At 51.2% G+C, this 21,882-nt stretch carries 19 protein-coding genes; 6 read left to right on the top strand and 13 right to left on the bottom strand.

Going from position 1 to position 21,882, the window contains the following annotated elements:
- Positions 1-96: 96 nt before the first annotated feature.
- From yjfF to ytfQ, 4 genes are all read right to left on the bottom strand, one after another.
- On the bottom strand, positions 97-1,098 hold the full coding sequence (yjfF, locus tag OGX96_RS11345) for a galactofuranose ABC transporter, permease protein YjfF (RefSeq protein WP_008786036.1): 1,002 nt from the start codon (positions 1,096-1,098) through the stop codon (positions 97-99).
- Positions 1,085-2,107, bottom strand: coding sequence for a galactofuranose ABC transporter, ATP-binding protein YtfT (ytfT, locus tag OGX96_RS11340; protein ID WP_003830397.1), 1,023 nt, complete (start codon positions 2,105-2,107; stop codon positions 1,085-1,087). The genes yjfF and ytfT overlap by 14 nt, the downstream gene beginning before the upstream one ends.
- A 13-nt stretch (positions 2,108-2,120) precedes the next feature.
- Positions 2,121-3,623 (bottom strand): galactofuranose ABC transporter, ATP-binding protein YtfR, encoded by a 1,503-nt coding sequence (gene ytfR / locus OGX96_RS11335; protein WP_048215067.1) that lies wholly within the window; start codon positions 3,621-3,623, stop codon positions 2,121-2,123.
- Positions 3,624-3,726: 103 nt separating this feature from the next.
- Positions 3,727-4,683, bottom strand: coding sequence for a galactofuranose ABC transporter substrate-binding protein YtfQ (gene ytfQ, locus OGX96_RS11330; protein ID WP_008786033.1), 957 nt, complete (start codon positions 4,681-4,683; stop codon positions 3,727-3,729).
- 309 nt (positions 4,684-4,992) lie between these two features.
- Here ytfQ and ppa point away from each other — a divergent pair, with 309 nt between their 5' ends.
- Positions 4,993-5,520: an inorganic diphosphatase gene (ppa, locus tag OGX96_RS11325; protein WP_003025726.1), complete on the top strand. Its 528-nt coding sequence runs from the start codon at positions 4,993-4,995 to the stop codon at positions 5,518-5,520.
- Positions 5,521-5,631: 111 nt separating this feature from the next.
- Here ppa and OGX96_RS22600 read toward each other — a convergent pair whose 3' ends face one another.
- The 4 genes from OGX96_RS22600 to tssD form a co-directional block, all read right to left on the bottom strand.
- Entirely contained in the window at positions 5,632-5,874 is a 243-nt protein-coding gene (locus OGX96_RS22600; protein ID WP_353622031.1) for a colicin immunity domain-containing protein, read from the bottom strand.
- Between the two features lie 31 nt (positions 5,875-5,905).
- Entirely contained in the window at positions 5,906-6,157 is a 252-nt protein-coding gene (locus OGX96_RS11320) for a MarR family transcriptional regulator (protein ID WP_198802572.1), read from the bottom strand.
- Positions 6,158-6,703: 546 nt separating this feature from the next.
- The gene (locus OGX96_RS11315) at positions 6,704-6,913 is read right to left on the bottom strand and encodes a DUF4926 domain-containing protein (protein ID WP_060682836.1); all 210 of its coding nucleotides are present in this window, start codon (positions 6,911-6,913) and stop codon (positions 6,704-6,706) included.
- Positions 6,914-6,925: 12 nt separating this feature from the next.
- On the bottom strand, positions 6,926-8,053 hold the full coding sequence (gene tssD / locus OGX96_RS11310) for a type VI secretion system tube protein TssD (protein ID WP_198802570.1): 1,128 nt from the start codon (positions 8,051-8,053) through the stop codon (positions 6,926-6,928).
- A 332-nt stretch (positions 8,054-8,385) separates the two neighbouring features.
- On the opposite strand from tssD, the gene yncE reads away from it, so the two are divergent.
- Positions 8,386-9,456, top strand: coding sequence for a 7-bladed beta-propeller protein YncE (gene yncE / locus OGX96_RS11305; RefSeq protein ID WP_198802568.1), 1,071 nt, complete (start codon positions 8,386-8,388; stop codon positions 9,454-9,456).
- Positions 9,457-9,540: 84 nt separating this feature from the next.
- Positions 9,541-11,550 carry a TonB-dependent receptor domain-containing protein gene (locus tag OGX96_RS11300; protein ID WP_020996258.1) on the top strand — a complete coding sequence of 670 codons (2,010 nt, stop codon included), beginning with the start codon at positions 9,541-9,543 and terminating at the stop codon, positions 11,548-11,550.
- 57 nt (positions 11,551-11,607) lie between these two features.
- On the opposite strand, the gene OGX96_RS11295 is transcribed toward OGX96_RS11300, so the two are convergent.
- The 3 genes from OGX96_RS11295 to tamA are packed head-to-tail and all read right to left on the bottom strand — an operon-like array spanning position 11,608 to position 17,461.
- Positions 11,608-11,952 carry a gamma-glutamylcyclotransferase family protein gene (locus tag OGX96_RS11295; protein WP_003025723.1) on the bottom strand — a complete coding sequence of 115 codons (345 nt, stop codon included), beginning with the start codon at positions 11,950-11,952 and terminating at the stop codon, positions 11,608-11,610.
- A gap of 2 nt (positions 11,953-11,954) precedes the next feature.
- The gene (gene tamB / locus OGX96_RS11290) at positions 11,955-15,731 is read right to left on the bottom strand and encodes an autotransporter assembly complex protein TamB (RefSeq protein WP_079934466.1); all 3,777 of its coding nucleotides are present in this window, start codon (positions 15,729-15,731) and stop codon (positions 11,955-11,957) included.
- A complete protein-coding gene (gene tamA / locus OGX96_RS11285; protein ID WP_137376967.1) occupies positions 15,728-17,461 on the bottom strand; it encodes an autotransporter assembly complex protein TamA in 1,734 nt (577 codons plus the stop codon). Before tamA ends, tamB begins: the two co-directional genes overlap by 4 nt.
- Before the next feature lie 212 nt (positions 17,462-17,673).
- Between tamA and msrA the strand changes: the two genes are divergently transcribed.
- A complete protein-coding gene (msrA, locus tag OGX96_RS11280) occupies positions 17,674-18,312 on the top strand; it encodes a peptide-methionine (S)-S-oxide reductase MsrA (RefSeq protein ID WP_198802566.1) in 639 nt (212 codons plus the stop codon).
- Positions 18,313-18,584: 272 nt separating this feature from the next.
- Positions 18,585-19,925: a polyamine export protein PaeA gene (gene paeA, locus OGX96_RS11275; protein ID WP_003830418.1), complete on the top strand. Its 1,341-nt coding sequence runs from the start codon at positions 18,585-18,587 to the stop codon at positions 19,923-19,925.
- A gap of 66 nt (positions 19,926-19,991) precedes the next feature.
- Here paeA and OGX96_RS11270 read toward each other — a convergent pair whose 3' ends face one another.
- Positions 19,992-20,198 (bottom strand): DUF1107 domain-containing protein, encoded by a 207-nt coding sequence (locus tag OGX96_RS11270; RefSeq protein ID WP_003025710.1) that lies wholly within the window; start codon positions 20,196-20,198, stop codon positions 19,992-19,994.
- Positions 20,199-20,526: 328 nt separating this feature from the next.
- Between OGX96_RS11270 and OGX96_RS11265 the strand changes: the two genes are divergently transcribed.
- Positions 20,527-21,084 (top strand): YtfJ family protein, encoded by a 558-nt coding sequence (locus tag OGX96_RS11265; protein ID WP_048236270.1) that lies wholly within the window; start codon positions 20,527-20,529, stop codon positions 21,082-21,084.
- Here the strand turns inward: OGX96_RS11265 and cysQ are convergent.
- On the bottom strand, positions 21,074-21,814 hold the full coding sequence (gene cysQ, locus OGX96_RS11260) for a 3'(2'),5'-bisphosphate nucleotidase CysQ (RefSeq protein WP_008786026.1): 741 nt from the start codon (positions 21,812-21,814) through the stop codon (positions 21,074-21,076). The genes OGX96_RS11265 and cysQ overlap by 11 nt on opposite strands.
- Positions 21,815-21,882 lie beyond the last annotated feature (68 nt).

Raw genomic sequence — 21,882 nt, 5'->3', positions numbered from 1 at the left:
TTTCCGGTTGTAGGGTTAAAACAGACCTGTACAGAACCTATCGACTACAACCGGAAAAAGTTTAGGTATTTAAATGTTTTGTGCAAAATCAGGATGTTACTTTGGTGTTGCCGCCGTACCCACTCGGGTAACCGGCGAGCTTTGACGATTTTCCCAAAGCACCGTCAGACCGCGTTGTAACGCTATAAAAATAAACAATAAAATGCCAATCGCGATCTTCGTCCACCAGGAACTTAATGTGCCGTCAAAATTAATGTAGGTCTGGATCAGCCCCTGAATGGCGACGCCAAACAACGTCCCCAACACTGTACCGACCCCACCGCTGAGCAGCGTTCCGCCAATCACAACTGAGGCTATCGCATCCAGTTCGACGCCAACGCCCGCCAGCGCATAGCCCGCCTGGGTGTAAATGGAAAAGACAATGCCGGCAAGCGTCGCAAGCCCGGTAGACAGCATATAAATGCGGATGGTGGTGCTGCGGGTTGAGATGCCCATCAGGTTGGCAGAGGTGGCGTTGCCGCCAATCGCGTAAACCTGATTACCAAAGCGCGTACGGTGCGCCAGGAATATGCCGATGACGACAACCGCCAGCATCAGCAATCCCATCGCGCTCAGGCGACCACCGCCGGGAATTTTCCATGCCAGGCTTGAGAGCGTGTCATAAACCGGATGGTTAATTGGGATGGATTCTTCTGAGACCAGATAGCTGACGCCGCGCAGGAAGAACATTCCCGCCAGGGTGATAATAAATGCCGGGATCTTCAGCGCATCAATCAGTAACCCCATAAACGCACCAAACGCGCAGCCCATCAGCAAAACCAAAGGGAACGCCAGCAGCGGAGAAATGCCCCAATAGCCAATGGCCTTTGCCAGAAATACGCCGGTAAAGGCGATCACCGAGCCAACGGAAAGGTCGATCCCGCCAGAAAGGATTACGAAGGTCATGCCTACGGCAATGATGCCCAGAAAGGCGTTATCGGTCAGGATATTGCAAATGACCCGGGTGGAAGCAAAAGCGGGAAACTGCGTCAGGCAGTAGAGATAACCCAGCACAAACACGCCGAGGGTGATCATCAGCGGTAAATTACGTTTTATCATGACCACGCACTCCTTTTATCAGGCTGATAAAGCGTTGCGACTGCACGACCAGCACACACAACACCACCACGGCTTTGACCACCTGATTCAGTTCCGGCTGGAAGCCCGACAGCAGAATCCCGGTGTTCATGCCCTGAATAATCAATGCGCCTACCACCGACAGCAGCAGGTTAAAGCGCCCGCCCATCAGCGACCCGCCGCCGATAACCACCGCCAGGATGGCATCCAGCTCCAGCCATAATCCGGCGTTATTGGCATCTGCCCCGCGAATATCCGCTGTGACGATAATGCCAGCGATAGCCGCGCACAGGCCGCTCAGCACATAGGTGAGCATCACGATAATGCGGGTGTTCACCCCGGCGTTTTTTGCCGCACGAATGTTGATACCCACCGCTTCGATAAACATACCCAGCGCCGTTTTCCGCGTCAGCAGCCAGAACACCACCAGCGTGAGCAGTGCAATAATTACCGGCGTGGGGAATAGTAGGAGCGAGCCGCTGCCAAACCATGACAGTTCGGGCGAGTTAAAGGTGACGATCTGCCCGGAGGTGATAAGCTGCGCCACCCCGCGCCCGGCCACCATCAGGATTAGCGTGGCGACAAACGGTTGGATCTTGAGGATGGCCACCAGAATCCCGTTCCACAACCCAGCCAGAATGCCGGAGCCTAAGGCGGCAAGCAGCACTACCGGCAGACTGTGCCCGGCCACCGTCATCGCCGCGGTAGTGGCGCCAGCAATAGCCATGACGGCCCCCACGGAAAGGTCGATGCCACCGGTTGCAATCACCAGCGTCATACCAATCGCCAATAGCGCCACGGGCGCGGCACGGTTGAGAATATCAATCGGGCTACCGAACAGCCGACCATCCTGCAAAATCACCTGGTAGAAATGCGGGGCGACCAGGCTATCCACCAGCAGCACCAGCAGTAACGCCACCAGCTGTGGCATCCCCTTTGGCCAACGGAACCGCCGTTTAGACGGATTGGATTGAGGGAGAGATTGAGGCATCACCATAGTCTCCTTAGGCCGCAATGGCGTTCATGATCGCCGGTACGGACAGTTCAGCCAGGGGGATCTCGGCCACCTGTTTGCGATCGCGCATAATAATGACCCGATCGGCATAGCCCACTAACTCTTCCAGTTCGGATGAAATGACCAGCAGCGCCAGACCATCCGCGCACAGCGTTTCGATCAGGCGAATGATCTCCGCATGCGCGCCAACGTCGATCCCACGCGTGGGTTCATCGAGGATCAGGAACTGCGGTTTGGTCAGTAACCAACGCGAGAGCAATACTTTTTGCTGATTGCCGCCGGAGAGAAATTCGATCGGCTGCTCAGCGTTCGGAGTACGAATACCAAGCTGGCGGATAAACCGCTCGGCAATCTCGTTTTGTTCTTTCCGGGGAATAGGCCGCAGCCAGCCGCGCTGCGCCTGCAATGCCAGAATGATGTTTTCCCGCACCGAAGCGGCGGCAATAATGCCATCCGTTTTGCGATCCTCCGGACAGAAGCCGATCCCCAGACACGAAGCCTGATGTGGCGATCGCAAGGTCTGCGGTTTGCCTTTGATCAGCGCACTTCCGCTGTCGGCGGGTTTAATACCGAAGATCACCTCCGCCGTTTCCGTTCGCCCGGATCCCAGTAGTCCGGCGAGACCGACGATCTCACCGGGACGCACCTGTAGATCAAATGGCGCGATGGTGCCTTTTTTGCCAAAGCCGCTGAATGCCGCCACCGGTTTATCACTCAGCAACGTGCGGCCCGCACGCTGTAGCGCATGGGTATCCAGTTCACGGCCCAGCATCATTTTGACCAGTTCGATCTGAGGCAGTTCTCGGGTTTCACGGCAGCCAACGAAGCCGCCGTTACGCAGAACGGTAATGCGATCGCTGACCTGATAAACCTGATCAAGAAAGTGGGTGACGAAGATCAGGCTGACGCCCCGATCGCGCAGATGTCGCATCAGGCCAAACAGCATTTCAACTTCCTGGGTATCAAGGCTGGCGGTCGGCTCATCGAGGATCAGCACTTTCGCGGAGAGATCGATCGCCCGACAGATGGCGACGATTTGTTGCATCGCCACGGAAAAGCGGTTCAGCGGCTCGCGCACGTCGAGGGAAAAACCGTATGACGCCATCAGCTCCGTCGCGCGTTTTTCCATCTGCTTGCGCTGAAGCAGGCCAAAACGCCGCGGTTCACGACCAATAAATAAGTTATCGGCAACCGACATATTGGGCAGCAGGTTCACTTCCTGGTACACGGTGCCAATCCCCAGTTGTTGGGCATGGGCGGTGTTTTTGGGGGTGATCGGTTGGCCTTCGAGCCAGATAGTGCCGCGATCGGCATGGTAAACGCCGGTCAGCGCTTTGATGAGCGTCGATTTGCCGGCTCCGTTTTCTCCCAGCAGCGCCATAATTTCACCGCGACGCAAGCTGAAATCCACGTTATCCAACGCTTTGACGCCGGGAAAGAATTTGCTTAATCCTTCGGTGCGGAGGATTTCCTGATGTTGGTCGGTGGTCATGGTTCCCCCTGCATCACGCCGGATGGCGCTACGCTTATCCGGCCTACAAAAGAGCGTAATGTAGGCCGGGCAAGCGCAGCGCCCCCGGCATTTTCATGAAGGCTTAGTAGCCCATGTTTTTCTTCTTCTCTAACTCTTCTTTTGCCGTATCCGGCAGATAGAGGATCGACTTGGTAATGGTCAGCTTCTCAGGCATCGTGCCGTCTTTTTTGAATTTCTCCAGCGCGTCGAATGCCGGACCAGCCATATTTGGCGTCAGTTCGACGCTGGCGTTGGCTTCGCCGTCAATCATCGCTTTGTAGATATCCGGTACGCCATCGATAGAACCGGTGAGAATATCTTTGCCAGGTTTCAGGCCCGCTTCTTTGATCGCCTGAATCGCACCGATCACCATGTCATCGTTGTGGGCGTAAACCATGCAGATGTTCTTGCCGTTGTTTTCCGCTTTGATAAAGCTCTCCATCACTTCTTTCCCTTTACTGCGGGTGAAGTCACCGGACTGAGAGCGAATAATTTTGATGTTTGGCGCATTAGCGATAGCTTCAGCAAATCCTTTTTTACGATCAATCGCCACGCTGGCCCCAACGGTCCCTTGCAGCTCAACGACGTTACACGGCTTGCCGTCCACTTGTTTAATCAGCCAGTCGCCGATCAATTTACCTTCCAGCACGTTGTCGGCGGTGACGGTGGTCATATAGAGAGATTTGTCTTTTACATCGATGGAACGATCGAGCAAAAAGACCGGAATATCTGCATCTTTGGCCTCTTTTAACACCGGCTCCCAACCTGTTGCCACGACCGGCGCAATAAAGATGGCATCGACGCCCTGGGCAACAAATGAACGGACTGCTTTAATCTGGTTTTCCTGCTTTTGCTGGCCGTCAGCGATTTTCAGCGTAATTCCACGCTTTTCGGCCTCGCTTTTCGCCACATTGGTTTCTGCGGCGCGCCAGCCGGATTCAGAGCCAACCTGCGAAAATCCTACGGTTAAAGGGGCTGCCATTGCCATAGACGACATGGCTGCCGAAACTGCTGTGACTAAAAGTAAGCGCTTCCACATAAGTGCGTCCTCGTAGGGTGATTATTGTTGGTTAATTAACCGTTGCGAAAAAACTATAGACAATTGAGCATGTAACGGATTGCGTTACATCACACTTCAAAAAAGTAAATAAAACGTTAATCACAACTTTGTAATCGCTTTCATCTCACTATGAAAAATGCGGCTGAAGATATGGATTTTTCTGTCACGAGAGAGAGGTAAAAAGAAGAAAATGCACGCAGAGAAAGCGAAAACAAGCGGAGACATTCCGCGCGAGTTGGCTATAATACCCGCCACTTGTTTGCCATAGCTTATTTAAAGGAAACAGACATGAGCTTACTCAACGTCCCTGCCGGTAAAGACCTGCCGGAAGATATCTACGTTGTTATCGAGATCCCTGCGAACGCAGATCCGATCAAATACGAAGTTGACAAAGAGAGCGGCGCCCTGTTCGTTGACCGCTTCATGTCCACCGCGATGTTCTATCCGTGCAACTACGGTTACATCAACCACACCCTGTCTCTGGACGGTGACCCGGTAGACGTTCTGGTCCCGACTCCGTACCCACTGGAGCCAGGTTCAGTGATCCGCTGCCGTCCGGTTGGCGTACTGAAAATGACCGACGAATCCGGTGAAGATGCGAAACTGGTTGCGGTACCGCACACCAAGCTGAGCAAAGAATACGATCACATCAAAGATGTGACCGACCTGCCGGAACTGCTGAAAGCGCAGATCACCCACTTCTTCGAACACTACAAAGATCTCGAAGCGGGCAAATGGGTGAAAGTTGACGGTTGGGACAACGCTGAAGCTGCTAAAGCTGAAATCGTTGCTTCCTTCGAGCGCGCGAAGAAGTAAGTTCGCTTTCTAAGTCAGCATAACTGATTGAAGCCCCTCGTTTTATGAGGGGCTTTTTTTGATGCAGTGACTCGCCCTGAGTGGTGATGCATATACGGATCAATCGATCCCTCACCACCACTTATTCAAAGAAGCGACTTCACTTAGCAAAGCACAATCATCCAGATCATTGTCATCTCTGAGTTTAGGATCAGAACAATAAAGATCTAAAGCTGTAAATACGCTATCTACATACAATTTTGTATTTTCATCAATTTCATTTATATCATCAGAGTCCCTATAATTTCGCCAGGCAACACTATATTGCTTATCAAACTCTGAAGCGGATAGCACACCGGAAAGAAAGGAATCGATTAATCACTGACTGGCATTGGTCATTCTGCTATTAATCTCCTGAATGATGGTTTTTTACATACTCATGCCCTTCATCAGTAACTCGATAGTCAGGTTGAGTAGCATTTTCGATATCAATGATTTCTACAAGGCCCTGATCAGCCAAGCTATTAACAATTCTGACTACATTACCAAAACCTGGAATATCTCTTACAGAAAGTACCCGATCAAGAAGATAACAATTCCAGTCTTTGTCTTTCTCAGCCATAACTTTCAGTACGTTAAATTCAATATTCGCAATCATTTATAACATTACGCCATTAACTTCAGATAGGGTTTAGTTTCAAAAAAAAGATCCTGCTCCTTTTCATTAATTAATACATTTTCTCCTAACGGTATTTGTGTTCTTGAAATTCTCACTCCGTGACCACACGATTCACACCAAATGAGCCTCCAGCCAACATAACTATCTACGAACCCAAAGTATTGATAAGAAAGACCTTTAGAACCACAAACTAAACAATCAGTAGATGCGAATAAACTGTTATCCCTTGGTATGTGATTCATCCAGTCATGATATGTAATTGACTTCATTTATTGATTGAATCTCTTTATACATATAATCACAGGCATCATCTTCCATAATAAATTCGACAACTCTCGTTCTTACCACTTTTCAGAGTAATAAACTATCCATTTATCAACTTCAAAATCAAGGTATAACTACTCATTAGGCAATCCTCCGTTTAGTGAATAGAGAGGTTTTGATACCTTTTCTTTCTCAAGAAGATTTTTAACTCATTTTCTTTCATAATAAAACCATAGCCCCATATTCTCCGCAGTCATATGGTCACGGAATATAAGTAAAATCTTTGGTCAGTTGCTCCGATGATAGAGCCAAAGATGCAATAGTCTTTCCTTCTTTGTCACAAAACTCAACTTCGTAAGCTAATGACGGTGAGTAATACACATCAATAACTGCACCGACCTGACCCTTCGTTAAACCATCGCCTGGCAAATCAACATTCAGAAACACAACGTCTAAAGGTGATAATTTCATTATTTAGCCTTACTATTTTACATAGATGGTCGTCATACGAGGCACTAGCGAGTCAGTCTCATACATCCAACCTGTACGAACTATCGCGGTTTCTCCGTTCACCCCAATAATCGGTATATCGACGGACATTCTTTGACCAAATTTATCATAGGCCCCTAACTCAGCGGAGCTAGATATGATTCCCTGCTGAACTCTGGAAACTAAGATCCCTGCATTAGATGGGTTAAAACCCAAAGCTGATTCGAAAACTCTCGCTTTATTCCCCCCAACAGGATGCTCTGGATTTAAAGCATAAGATGCCATTTTTTTCGGATCGATAACTGCATGTTTGGCATTGAGTAATGTTCCAGCCTCTGATGTGAACCCTTTTAAATAAGGGGATTCAAGGGGTGGAATCTTACTATAATTCGATATCTCAGCCAGCGCACTAGCCGTACTCAACTTACCAATCCCTAACCCTGCAGCTATTGAAGCCCCCGCAATCAGCAATCCCTTGGTCTGGTCATTAATTATCTGGTTAAAACCGATAGGTGCATCACCCCCCAATTTTTCTGCAGTGTCCCTGAACCCCTCGATGTTGCCGTTATAAATCCCCCCTGCCGCCAGTAGTCGACCTATACCAGCGCTGTTAAGGGTTTGAGTCTGGGGTTTCGGCACAGGAACAAACAACTTATTGTATTCCGCAGGCAGAGCAAGATAGCTAAACTCAGTATTACTTATCAGATGTTTACTGAGAATATAATCATAATCAACAGATATTGTTTCTGTATGTATCTCGTCTTTTATAACTCTCATCTGAATGCTTGATATCGATGCACCTCTGAGCTGAATATAATAATACCTCTCCCATTGACCATATCTATTTATGCGATAAAACCAAAACTCTAGAAACAGGTTTTCATTGTTATTAATCGCATTCATTAATAGTGGTGAGCTTTTATCTATTTGCTTACTGAATGTTAAGTTCTGTAGATTCGTACCGTTACCTGTACTCGCTACTCCTGCAACCAGAGAAAAAACAAATATTTCATTCACATGATTCTGTTGCCAACAATTACCGACTGAATCAGTTGTGCCACATCCATCAGAAATATCGGCTTGTTGTTCACCAATAAGTTTAAGATAAACAATATTGCTCATCCATTACTATCCTCCATGTTAGTAAATTTATACCCTGAGTAATATTGCCTATGGCGTTAAATTATTTATGCCAGGCAGATCAAATTAAATAATTTTTTATAACTATAAATACGGAGAATATTATTTCAGGAATAATTAGATATATTGATTAACATAACCTCATTGCAGTAACGTCAACTGAGCTATCGTGATTTTTGCTGTAAATACCCACACATAAAACATGCCTATAAACACCTACCAGATTGGGTAGTCACATTTCATTTATCTTAATTGCGAATGAGATTAGATCTCATTATCATTCTCAGTATGTAAATAAATGTGAATAAAAGTCAATGAACCTCCACAATGTGAAGTACCTGAAACGCTATTCCTGCGTGGCTCTCGCCACAGCACTGTTATTTACCAGCCTGTCCAGCGTGGCGCAGACGCTACCTGAGCAAGATTTTCTGACCCGCGACGTTGGCAACGGCGTGTATGAACTGGCGGTTGATAGCCAGCAGAATGCGCTTTTTGCTGCCTCGTCGCCGTCGTTTGATAAAGATAAAACCAGCGGGCTTATCTATAAACTCGATCTGGAGAAGCTCACCACGACTGAAGTTATCGAAACCAGCCGTCGTGCCTTTGCCACTGCCCTGGATGCAGGAAACCAGGTGCTCTATGTCGGCAACACGCTGGAGGGTTCGGTCACGCTCATTGATACCCGCAGCGGTAAAGAGCTGGCGATACTGCAACTGAGCGAAGCCAAAAACCCGAAAGAAATTGTCCATACCCGCGAAATGGTGCTCGATAAACAGCATCACCGCCTGTACGTTTCCGGCGTGGCTGAAAAGGGTATTGTCTGGGTGGTGGATACGCAAAAGCGCGAGAAAATCGCCACCCTTGAAAACATGGGCCAGTATCCGACCGGCATGGCCGTAGATGCCAATAAGAACCGCCTGTATGTCGTAAATGGCCGCAACGAACTTATTACGCTGGATACCACTAACCATCAAATTATTAACCGCTTTAGTATTGAGCCAGGCAAAAAACATTTTTTCCTGAATATTGCTTTGGATGCAAAAAATAATCGCGCATTCCTGACCGATCCTGATTTAGCGGATGTACTGGTTGTTGATATTAATACCGGTAAGGTTATTGCCCCCATTAAGGTTATCAACTCGCTGGCAGTGATATATAACGAAAAGCGCCAGGAAGTGTATATCACCCACCGTAATGCAAAGCGCATCAGCATTGTGGACAGCAAGACTTATCAGGTAAAACAAAGCATTGAAACCAATGCGTTACCTAACAGCCTGGCGCTCTCGTCTGATGCCAACACCCTGTATGTCAGCGTCAAACAGCCGGAAAAAATGACCGGTGTGAAGCCCGACTACGTGCTGCAAATCGACCTCTCCAAATATTAATAATTAAAAACGCTTCTGACACCTTGCAGCTTTTCTGGGCTGCAAGGTGATGCTTTTATTTTTTACTTTTCAGGTGTCTATATTATGAAAACGCGTCAACTTATTACGCTGACAGGGATCGTTGCATTCTCAGGCGGTGTTATTTTCCCCACTCAGGCAGAAGAACTCACCGAAACCTCACGCAATAGCGAAGATGAAATGGTGATCACCGCATCCGGGTTCTCGCAGCAAAAGCGCGAAGCGCCGGCCACCATTTCCGTTATCGATCGTAAAACGCTGGATATTCAGCCGGACCGTAGCATTGGTGAAGCGATTAAAAACCTTCCTGGCGTCTCGGTCACCAACAGCAGCGGTATGAACGCTGGCAGTATTATGATTCGCGGCATGGACCCGTCCTATACCGCGTTTATGGTCAACAGCGTCAAACAAAATACCGGTGAATCTCGCCCTTACGGACATGACATCGGTACTGAAGCCAACTTCTTACCGCCGATGGAGGCCATTGAGCGTATCGAAGTTATCCGCGGGCCCATGTCCTCGCTGTACGGCTCAGATGCCATCGGCGGTGTGGTCAACGTGATTACCAAAAAACCGTATGGCGCAAAAGAGTGGACGACGGCAATTGCCGCCAATACCTGGCTTCAGGAACACCAGTATTTGGGTAATACCAGCCAGATGAATCTGTTTACCATGGGGCCGATTGTGCCCGATGTTCTCGGCCTTAGCGTAGCGGCCGACTGGCTCGACCGTCGCGATGACGATCGCAATAACTATTTCGGCAAACACAACCGTAAATCCGTTGATATGACGCTGGGCCTGGCCGCTAGCGAAAATAACCTGTTCGACCTCAATGTGGTCACCGGTGAGCAGGAGAAAAACCGTACCCAGAAGCGCGGCGCGCCGTGGTCATGGCTGTTCGATCGTAACGCCGCCACCTTAACGCATACCGGCTGGTATGCCGACGACACCATTGCAACGACCAACTACATAAACTATGAAAAAGGCCGTTCGAAGTACGTTTATGACGGCCAGTCGCCGCAGTATGTACAGATGGAGAACTACGTCGCTAATTCGCAAACCACCTTCACGCTCGACAACCATAAACTGACCGTTGGGGCGAATTTCACCCGCGAAGAGCTGAATGACCGCTTTGATGTGGCCAACAAAACGCTGCCCGGATCTGAGCCAGTGACAAAAATCAGCCGTAACGGTTGGGCATTGTTTGCTGAAGACGGCTGGAGCATTGACGACTTCATCCTGACCACATCAGCGCGTATGGACCAGGATGATAACTTTGGCACACATATTACGCCGAAAATGTACGGTAACTGGGCCTTCAGCAATGACTGGGCGCTGAAGGGCGGCGTTTCCGCAGGTTATAAAAAACCTGAGCTGCGTGCGACATCCAGCGACTTTGTCACCCCATACGGCTCGACCGTACCTTATCCCTTCCTGACCGTCGGTAACGACGATCTGAAACCAGAACAAAGCGTTAACTCTGAGCTGGGCCTCTACTGGACGGGGAATGCGCTGTCACTGGATAGCACCGTCTTCTATACGCAGTTCAAAGACAAAATTGCTGAACAAACCATTTGCGAAACTACATCGACGAATCAGTGCTCCGTGAATGGCTACAAGGCGGACTCCGTCAGTAAATACTTCAACGTCAGCAAGGCGGACGTGTACGGCATAGAACTGAATGCCGACTGGCAGATTAGCGCCGATGTAAAAGCCAACGCTAACTACACCTGGAACCATAGCGAACAGAAAAGCGGCGTAAACAAAGGCTACGCGCTCAACGATTATCCGCGCCATATGGCGAACCTGTCGCTGAACTGGGCGGCAACGCAGAGTCTGGACGTATGGAGTACGGTGAATTACCGCAGCAGTAACCGCAACAGCGGCAATAACTATAAGTACGATGACTACACGATGGTCGACGTAGGCGTACGTTATAAGCTCAATAAGCACACGCAGCTGATGGCAGGGATCTACAACGTGCTGGATGAAGATCCGAAACTGACGACTGCATGGAATGAATCCGCGCAGGTGGAAGGACGCCGCTATAACCTCGGCGCGCGCGTGGAGTTTTAAGCCTTTAATAAACAACGCCACCCGAAGGCGGCGTTGTTTATTCTGGTAGGCGATATATCAGTACTGGTCTCTGTCTAACCAGTTACCGCTTTCAATCAGCGTTAAGCCATCAACCGGACGTTGGTACACGTACATCCATGCACTTCCGTACGGCGTTTGAATTAACTGGCGTGCGTATTCACCGCCGCGGGTACGCAGAGCATCAAGCTCTGCCAGCGTGGCGTTATCAATACGATAAACTTCCCCGTGTACTGTTCCATTTCCCGGAACCGCGCCTGGATAGTGACCCAGGCTGTACAACTGGTAGTTATCGATACTGAAATTTCCCAGCAACAGGGCATTGGTCATCCAGTGGCTGTTGCCTTGTTTGGTTCGTAAACTGCCGTAGACAAATATTCGCATTGCTAAAACTCGAACTGATAGAGCAAATCAAGTGCCTGATCTACGCCAGACACTGCTTCCAGATATAGCTTAGGCATCAGACGATAACGTAGCGTGAGTGTCGCTAAGGAGTCAAATATACCCACACCATATTTCACCTGCAGACCTGGCAGTACGTATCCGCTGACAACCACCTGAGATGAGTCGCCCACCCCTTGCGTGTCCAGTGCCAGATTGCTTACGCCAAATGTCTCCCCGATTTTACCCACAACCTGACCACTTTGTGCAACCCCCAGACCAATAAGCATTGAAGTCATCGCTGCGCTATCGCTCTGTTCGCTATCCAGCCCTTGTCCACGTAGCAGGTAGGAAAGCGCCATTTGCTGCGACATTGCCGGGTCGGAGAAGATCTCCGCCTTCGGTTCATCGGCGGTACCGGTGACGCGAACGCCAGCGATCACGTCGTCTTCGGTGGCATCTGGGTTACGAATCGCTTCGATGTTGAGCAACGGCTGATCCGGCGGACCGGAGAACAACAGCTCGCCCTTACGCACAATCAGATCCTGACCATAGGCGTGGAAGCGACCGCTCGGGATATTAATTTGCCCGTTAAGTCCCAGACCTTGCTTATCCTGCACCACTTTCAGATCGCCCGTCAGACGCGCTTTCAGACCAAAGGCGTCAAGACGCACGTTGTTACCGACGTGGATATTCAGGTTGCTGTTGATCGGAATACCGGCGGTCTGCGGTTTCTCGGGCTGCAGGTTGTTGTTAAGCATAACCATATCGCTGGAAACCCCAACCGCGCTTTCCGGCAGGTCATGTACCACGATACGCGCCCACGGCACATCCACGTTACCATCGAGAGTAAACAGGCTCGGCGTGGCTTCAAAGACCACGTCCGGCGATACGTCGAGGCGGACCATCGGCGGTACGGTAATACGCACCCTGCTGCCTTTAGCCGCAACACGCGCCCGCCAGTTGTCTATCTGACTCCAGTCGGCATCGCCGCTCAGGTTAATTTCTCCCTGCTGCGTACGCACCACGCCCGCCAGCGTTGAGCGTGTTCCATTGAAGTTAACGGCTAACTGGCTTGGCTGCATGTCAAACGGCATGAAGTTACCGTCAATATCCAGACCACTCAGTTGCAGCTGTCCGAGCAACTGCGGGCTTTGCACATCGCCGCCCAGCCGCAGGTTGGCGTTGATCATCCCTGCCGCTTTTTCACCGCGCGAGAAGATGGGGTTCACCATCGCCAGATTGAAGTTGCGAATATTGACGTTACCGCCCAGATTACGACGCCCTTGCGGGTCCGTTACCTGCACCTGTCCGTCAAACTGCCCGTTGTTGGTCAGACGAATTAGCCAGCCCAACTCGGCACGGTTATTGTGCAGGTCGGCGGTCAGATTCAGCGTTTCAAACGCCACGGGGAGCGGGGCATCATTCACGCTTTGCGTGACCTTCACGTTACGTCCGCTCAGGGTGACCTGCCCCTGTGGCAGCCCCTCTTTGGTGGTATCCCAGCTCACATCAGCTTTGCCAGTGAACACACCGCTGGCCTGGGTTGTCTCCGGCATAAACGGTTTTAGCATCGCCAGGTCGAAGCGGTTAAGATTCACCACCGCGCGACCTTCTGCACCGGCATCAATGGTTTGTGGTACGCACAGCTCCGCATTCGGGTTGTTCCAGCAGTGCGGCCCGATACTAATTTTCTGTTCTTGATTACGATAATCCAGCGCGATAGCCCGGTTGAGCGACCACGGACCGACCGGCGTCTGGAAGCGGGTATTGCTTAACTCCCCTTTCCAGCGCTGTTCTTTGCGATCAAAGCTCCCGGCAAGATCCAGTTGCCCTGAAACCGGCTCACCCTGAATGCGTAACTGCAGTTCATGCTGCTTTTCACTGCCTTTGGCGTTGAGCGTCACCAGACCAATATTCACGTCAGGTTGTACAATCCGCTCTACGCGAACGTTGAGATTACCGGCGATTTGCTCGGCCGATTTCACATCGCCTTCGACGCGCACCTGAGCAACGGAAAGTTCCTGCCAGCGCAGACCACGGGCGGTAATATCCGCCAGCAGCTGCGGCGCTTCAACCGTACCGCGAACTTTTACCAGCCCTTTCGCCGTACCGCCCAGCCCCGGCAGCGCGTTATCCAGGCTTGGGGCATCAATCGTCGCGTCGAGGTTGAGGTCTTTAACCCCCAGTTCGCCTTTTACGTCCGCACTGTTGCGTCCCAGCTCCAGATGAAGGCCCGGAATCGTCCACTGCAGGTAGCTGTTCCCCTTCAGCGAACCGTTCACATTGACCTTGTTCTGCTTCACGTTGCCGGTCAGCTTCAGCTCCGGAACCTCCATCTGCCAGCTTCCGCCGTACAGACTGCCGCGCGTTTTCACCAGGCCATTCAGTTTTGACGGCCAGTCCGGGATCGCTTTCGCGGTATTGATACCATCCAGCGTTAGCTCCCCGCGCCAGCTGATCGCCTGCTGCCAGTCCACCAGCGCTTTCAGCTCGGTTTTCCCTTCCAGCGCCGCAACGCTGAGTTTGTCGAGATTAATCTGCTGCTCGTTGCCTTTGGCGTCCAGCGTGATAGTAGCCGGAGGAATATCCTGACCTTTCACGGCGGTACGCATCGACAGCGTATAGTCGGTCATCTTGCCGGTCAGTTTGAGCTTGATGTCATCGGCCTGGAACTGTTTCTCACCGGTAAACGGCCAATAAACCTGCTTACTTACCACCTCAATGTTGAGCGGCAATCCGGCTTCTGCCAGGCGCGTCTGTGCACGCAGGTCCATATCTACCGGACCAGACAGATTGACGCCGACTTCCAGCTGTTCGCGCAGCGCACCGCCGACCTTCAGCTTCACCTTTTCGCCTTTTAACGGGTCGATGTTTAGCGTGCTGTTTAACGTAATATCAACCGGCCACGTGTCGGTCAGTTGCGCCGTGCCGCTGGCTTTTACCGTTCCCTGATTCGAGTCGATATCCAGCGCGTCGAGCTTCATGTTGCCGTCAATGCTGCTCACTTTCAGCAGCATACTATGTACTGTTAAATCCGTATCCCCGGTCACACGCAGCTGCTCGCCGCGAAACTCTTCAATATTGAGATTGAGCGGCAGATGGACATCGGTCATTTCCGGCAGCACCGGTTTTGAGAACAGATCTTTTAGCGTTTCCCCCAGCGGCTTTTCATCCGGCTGCGGGTTTTGAATCTTCGGTTCGACAACCTCTTCCTGTGCCACTTCCGCCACTTTAGGCAGAGCAATCAGCAGCCCCTGTAATGACGTTGGCTTCAACGTCAGCGTTTTTTCCTGCCAGTTCAGGCCAGAGGTAAAATCCAGCACTGAAACCGTGGTGTCATCGATTTTGATATTGATGTTGTTCAGCGCCACGCGCGAAAGCGTGATGGGGTAAGGCGTGGAAAGATTAAGCGGACCGCTCTCTTCTTCCTCAACCGGCGCGGATGGCGGCATCTTTTTGCTGTCGATCGCCACGTTGATGTTTTTCAGCGCCAGATCGTTGACGCACAGGCTGCTGTCCCACAGACAGTTAAGCCCCACGGCCAAATGCACTTCACCAGCATTCACCGCCACGCCAGGCTGGTCGTAGCGAATATTTTTCAGTGATAGATCCCGCCAGCCGCCGGTGACCTGACCAATTTCCAGACCCGGAACCCAACGATTAGCGGCTTTGAAGATCAGATGCAGGCCCGAGGTGGTACCGACGAGGAACGCCACCGTGCCTAACAACAGCAGGATAAAAACCAGCACGCCGAGGCTTATCTTCTTCCATAAACTCATAATTCAGGCCCCAGACCGATGTAAAACTGTAAACCATGTTCATCTTTGTCGCCGACCGGGACGGCAAAGTCGAGCTTGATAGGTCCAACCGGCGATTGCCAGCGTACGCCGACCCCGGCACCGGTTTTGAAATCGCTTCGGCGAATGTCGCTGACCGCTTCACCGCTATCGACAAACATCGCCCCCCACCATTTACCGGTCACGTTGTACTGGTATTCCAGCGAGCCGGTTGCCAGCTTGGAGGCCCCTTTCAGCTTGCCGTCGCTGCCTTCCGGCGAAATAGATTTGTATTTATAGCCGCGAATACTGCGATCGCCCCCGGCAAAGAAACGCAGGTCCGGCGGCACTTTGTCGAAGTCGCCGGTTTCAATCCAGCCGAGATTACCGCGCATCACAAAACGATGCCTGTCGTACAGCGTGCGGATCCAGACGTTTTGCGCCTGGAAAACGGAGAAATCAACATCTGAACCCCAGGCGGTGTTCGAGTAATCAATAGAGTAACGCTGAGAGTCGCCCCAGACAGGCATCAGGCCGCCGCGTGAACGCGTCCGGCTGATCATCACGCCCGGATAGAGCAGCATAGTGGTGTTGGTGACGTTACCCTGGGTAAAGTGGTCGAGGCTCCAGCGCAGGTTAATCGCGCGCTGCCAGCCGCTGGAGAGGTCCCAGTAACGGGAAACCGCAAGCGTTGTGGAATCCTGCTCGGTGTCGTTTAAATCGGTACGCTTAAAGCCGCCCTGTACCAGGTAATACTGCTCCAGCGGGTTCTTTAACAGCGGCATTTTATAGCTGAAATCAAGCACCTGCTCTGGCGCCGAGATACTGGCGCTGGTCGTCAGGCTGTGACCGTAGGAGTTCATCCACGGCTTTTTCCACGAGGTCTTCACCCGTGGCCCGACGTCAGTTGAATAACCGACCCCGGTTTCGATGGTGTTTTCGGTTCGCGGTGAGACCACGCCTTTCAGGGGTAGCACCTTGGTTTTGCGGGCTTTATCAAACTCCGGTGCGACGACCACGGAATTAAACCATCCGGTCGCCGACAGACGACGGTTCAGTTCGCCCAGATCTTTCGACTCGTACTCTTCACCTTCTTTAAAGGGCACCAGATTTTGCAGATACTCATCGCGAATTTGCGAGCCTTCAAAAGTGACATGCCCAAAGCGATAGCGTTCGCCGCTGTTGTAATCGATATCCCAGAACGCCTGGCGCCGCTCAAGCGCTATCCCGAGCTGGCTTTTATTAAATTCACTATCGAAGTAGCCTTTGCGCAGCGCCACGCTGGTGAGTGACTTTTTGAAGTTGTCATAGTCCCCCTGATTCAGCACGGTACCGATTGCCGGGCGTGTTTTCAGCAGATCCAGATAATCTTTATCCGTACGCGCGCCACCGCGCAAAATCACCTCAGTGCCACCAATCAGCACCGGCTCGCCGGGGGTCACTTTGGCAATCAGCACCTGGCGGCCTTTTGCCGGCGGTGGACGCAGTTCAAAATCAATGGTCGGCTCAAAGTAGCCCAGCGCTTTTAGCCCTTCGCGGATGGCATCATCAACGCGCGCACGAAAGCGTCGGTCTGGAGTGACTTCATCACTTTGAATCGTGGACAGTTGCGCACGGACGTTTTTCTCCAGCGGTCCTGATAATCCTTCGACCTGTAAGCGAACATTCGCGGCGGCGGCGGAGCCACTTAAGCACAGTAATCCCACCCAACATAACTGACGGATATATGGCACATTTTCTCCTGAATATCCTTTTTTCCCACCCCTGGAAAAAAATACTATGCCGTTCCTCGGCTTAACAAAAAATCAACAATAAGAGTTGAAAAACAGACGACAACCCAAATATTTCTTATGTTTAACTCTAGACGTATTCACGCCGTTTATTGTGGGCAAAGACGCGTCTCGTTACAACCTTAACCCAAATGACTGATTTCGGGAGAACGGCCATGAGTTTATTTGATAGAAAGCATCTTGTTACTCAAGCAGATGCGCTACCTGGACGCAACACCCCGATGCCAGTGGCAACGCTGCATGCGGTTAACCAACATTCGATGACCAACGTGCCCGACGGTATGGAGATAGCTTATTTCGCCATGGGATGTTTCTGGGGCGTTGAGCGTTTATTTTGGTCATTGCCAGGGGTCTACAGCACGGCGGCCGGGTACACCAGCGGCTACACCCCAAACCCAACCTATCGTGAAGTGTGTTCTGGCGATACCGGGCATGCCGAAGCGGTACGCATCGTCTATGACCCGCATGTTATCAGCTACGAACAACTGCTGCAGGTGTTCTGGGAAAATCACGACCCGGCTCAAGGCATGCGTCAGGGGAACGACCAGGGCACGCAGTATCGCTCCGCCATTTACCCGTTAACGCCGGAACAAACCGCCGCCGCACAGGCCAGCCTTGAACGTTTTCAGGCAGCAATGACCGCCGCAGGCGACGAGCGCACCATTACCACGGAAATCACTACGGCAACCCCGTTCTATTATGCCGAGGACGATCACCAGCAGTATCTGCACAAAAATCCTTACGGATATTGTGGCATTGGTGGTATTGGTGTTTGCCTGCCCCCACAAGGATAATTTCCCCCTCTGGCGACTTTACAGTACCTTACGCTATACTAGCTTCTGAATTTACCGGCTCACTTCCACGAGCCGGTTTTCAATGAATATTCCATTGGATTTATACTCTAAGGATTTCGAGTTGCAGGCAGGCGGCAAACTCGTGAATCCCCAGGAGCATAGAGAACTATGTGACTGGGGTGAATGAGTGCAGCTAACGCACCTGCAGCTTGAAAGACGACGAGTATCAACTTCTCCCTTCCGAGGATCTGACCCGAACGGTCGGATAAGATATGTTAAACAGTATTTTAGTCATTCTCTGCCTGATCGCCGTGAGTGCGTTTTTCTCGATATCTGAGATCTCGCTTGCTGCATCACGCAAAATAAAACTTAAACTGCTTGCCGATGAAGGCAACGTAAACGCACAACGTGTTTTGAAGATGCAGGAAAACCCCGGCATGTTTTTTACCGTCGTGCAAATTGGCCTTAACGCGGTCGCCATTCTCGGCGGTATCGTCGGTGATGCAGCATTCTCCCCGGCGTTTTACAGCCTTTTCTCGAAGTACTTCACTCCAGAGCTGTCCGAACAGTTAAGCTTTATTCTGTCGTTCTCGCTGGTTACTGGCCTGTTCATCCTGTTCGCGGATTTAACCCCGAAACGCATCGGTATGATTGCGCCAGAAGCTGTGGCTTTGCGTATCATCAACCCGATGCGCTTCTGCCTGCTGGTCTTCCGCCCGCTGGTGTGGTTCTTTAACGGTCTGGCAAACAACATTTTCCGTCTGTTTAAGATCCCAATGGTGCGTAAAGACGACATCACCTCGGACGACATTTACGCCGTGGTCGAAGCGGGTGCGCTGGCGGGTGTTCTGCGCAAGCAGGAGCATGAGCTGATTGAAAATGTGTTCGAACTGGAATCCCGTACCGTCCCGTCTTCAATGACCTCGCGCGAGAATATTATCTGGTTCGATCTCCATGAAGATGAGCAAAGCCTGAAGAACAAGGTGGCGGAACATCCGCACTCCAAATTCCTGGTGTGTAACGAAGATATCGACCACATCATTGGTTATGTTGATTCAAAGGATCTCCTCAACCGCGTACTGGCAAACCAAAGCATGGCGCTGAACAGCGGCGTACAGATCCGCAATACGCTGATCGTCCCGGACACGCTGACGCTCTCTGAAGCGCTGGAAAGCTTCAAAACCGCAGGCGAAGACTTTGCCGTCATCATGAACGAGTACGCGCTGGTGGTGGGGATTATCACCCTCAACGACGTTATGACGACGCTGATGGGCGATCTGGTAGGTCAGGGTCTGGAAGAGCAGATTGTGGCACGTGATGAAAACTCATGGTTAGTCGACGGCGGTACACCGATTGATGACGTAATGCGCGTGCTGGATATCGACGAGTTCCCGCAGTCCGGCAACTATGAAACCATCGGCGGCTTTATGATGTTCATGCTGCGTAAAATCCCGAAACGCACCGACTCGGTGAAGTATTCAGGTTACAAATTTGAAGTGGTGGATATCGATAACTACAAGATCGATCAGCTGCTGGTGACGCGTCTGGACAGCAAACCTACCGTTCTGGTACCAAAACTGCCAGATGCAAAAGAAGAGGCAAAGGCATCTTAACGCCTTACAGAAACATCAACGGCTCCCATCAGGAGCCGTTTTTTTAACTACTGCATAGCACTTTGATCAAGCCATCTCAGTTTGCAGACGCAAGACCTGACGGTTAACTTCGGACATCACGGAAAAATGCAGTTTGTCCTTCACTTTTGGGATAAGAATCTTACCCTTATCAAATTCAAAAGCGCCTACATCCTTGATATATAACCGTCCACGAAACAGGATCTTCACGTACTTCGCCACCTGCAGCGGGTTGTATCGTTGGAAAATTTTCATTGTTGTCTCCTGCTGAGCATTACGCCTTTGCGGTACCACAATCGGTCCGACAATCCTCAGGCGCAAATTTTAATGCCCTATGACTATAGACTATCTCGTTGATGTTTCCAGCGTGTATAAGTTTATTTACCTTCAAGTTACAATTATTCAGAATTATCTTTTCAACGCTTCGCTGACTTCAGTATAAGCCTTCATTTTTCGCAGGATTTGTGCGCCCGTCCGCAAACTGGCATCGCGCTTGCGGGAAAAAGCATCATTCGCACATATGATTAAATTCCAGACCCAAGTGGTCGGATCACCTGCAAAATAAAAGAAAGAAGGAAAACCTATGACCTTACGAAAACTGCTGGCGCTGTCGTGCCTGCTACTGCCGATGATTGCCTCCGCACATAAGTTTGAGATTGACCAGCGCGTACCGCCGGTGGGGATCGCCGATCGCGGCGAACTGATTCTCGATAACGATAAGTTTAGCTACAAAAGCTGGAATAGCGCGCAGTTGCCAGGCAAAGTGCGAATTGTGCAACACATTGCCGGACGCACCTCCGCCAAAGAGAAAAATGCGACGCTGATCGAGGCAATCAAAGCCGCCAACCTGCCGCACGACAAATACCAGACCACCACTATCGTCAACACGGATGACGCCATTCCCGGCTCCGGTATGTTTGTGCGCAGCAGTCTGGAGAGCAATAAGAAGCTCTACCCGTGGTCGCAATTTATTGTCGACAGCAATGGCATTGCGCGTAAAGCCTGGCAACTGGATGAAGAGAGCTCCGCTATCGTCGTACTCGACAAGGACGGACGCGTGCAGTGGGCAAAAGATGGTGCATTAACGCAGGAAGAGGTGCAGCAGGTAATTGCCCTGCTGCACAAATTACTCAGTAAATAGAGACGCGGAAGCCGGGGTTGAGGAACGATTCACGTGGGGTGTAATCCAGAGGTTTCCCCTGCCAGTCGTGAACGTGCGCTCCGGCTGCGGCGGCAACGGCATGGCCAGCGGCGGTGTCCCACACGTTGGTTGGCCCAAAACGCGGATACAGCTGTGCGTGCCCTTCCGCCACCAGGCAGAACTTCAGCGATGAACCAATCGAGGTGGTCTGGTGCTCGCCCAACTGTTGCAGATACTCTTTTAACTCATTGTCGGCATGCGAGCGGCTAATGACCACCAGCGGCGGACGCGCGTCACGAACCTGAATTTGTTTGCGTACGCCGCACTCTTCTTTCCACGCTTTACCTTCTGCTGCGCTGTACATCACTTTCATTACCGGCGCGTAAACCACGCCCAGAACCGGCTTTCCTTTCTCGATCAGCGCAATATTGACGGTAAATTCACCGTTACGCTTAATGAACTCTTTGGTCCCGTCCAGCGGGTCCACCAGCCAGTAGCGCTGCCAATGCTGGCGAACATCCCAGCCAGGAGGCGCCTCTTCAGACAGAACCGGAATATCCGGCGTCAGCGCCAGTAATCCTTCGAGGATCACCGTATGTGCGGCGATATCTGCCGCCGTGACCGGAGAATCATCCTGCTTGCTGGTAATCTCCATCGGTTTGATTCCATCGTAGACCTGCATAATGGCATCGCCCGCGTTCCGTGCAAGCTGGCATACATGTTCTAGCATTCTCCACCTCGTTTCTGTCAGTGGTGTTAACTCGTTGTTTTACTTATACCCGATCGTCAGGGGATCCG

It is taken from the genome of Citrobacter sp. Cpo100 (assembly GCF_030332595.1).
Taxonomy (GTDB): domain Bacteria; phylum Pseudomonadota; class Gammaproteobacteria; order Enterobacterales; family Enterobacteriaceae; genus Citrobacter; species Citrobacter portucalensis.
The sequence above is the reverse complement of the archived record's forward strand: the minus strand, read 5'-3'. Positions and strand labels throughout refer to the sequence as shown.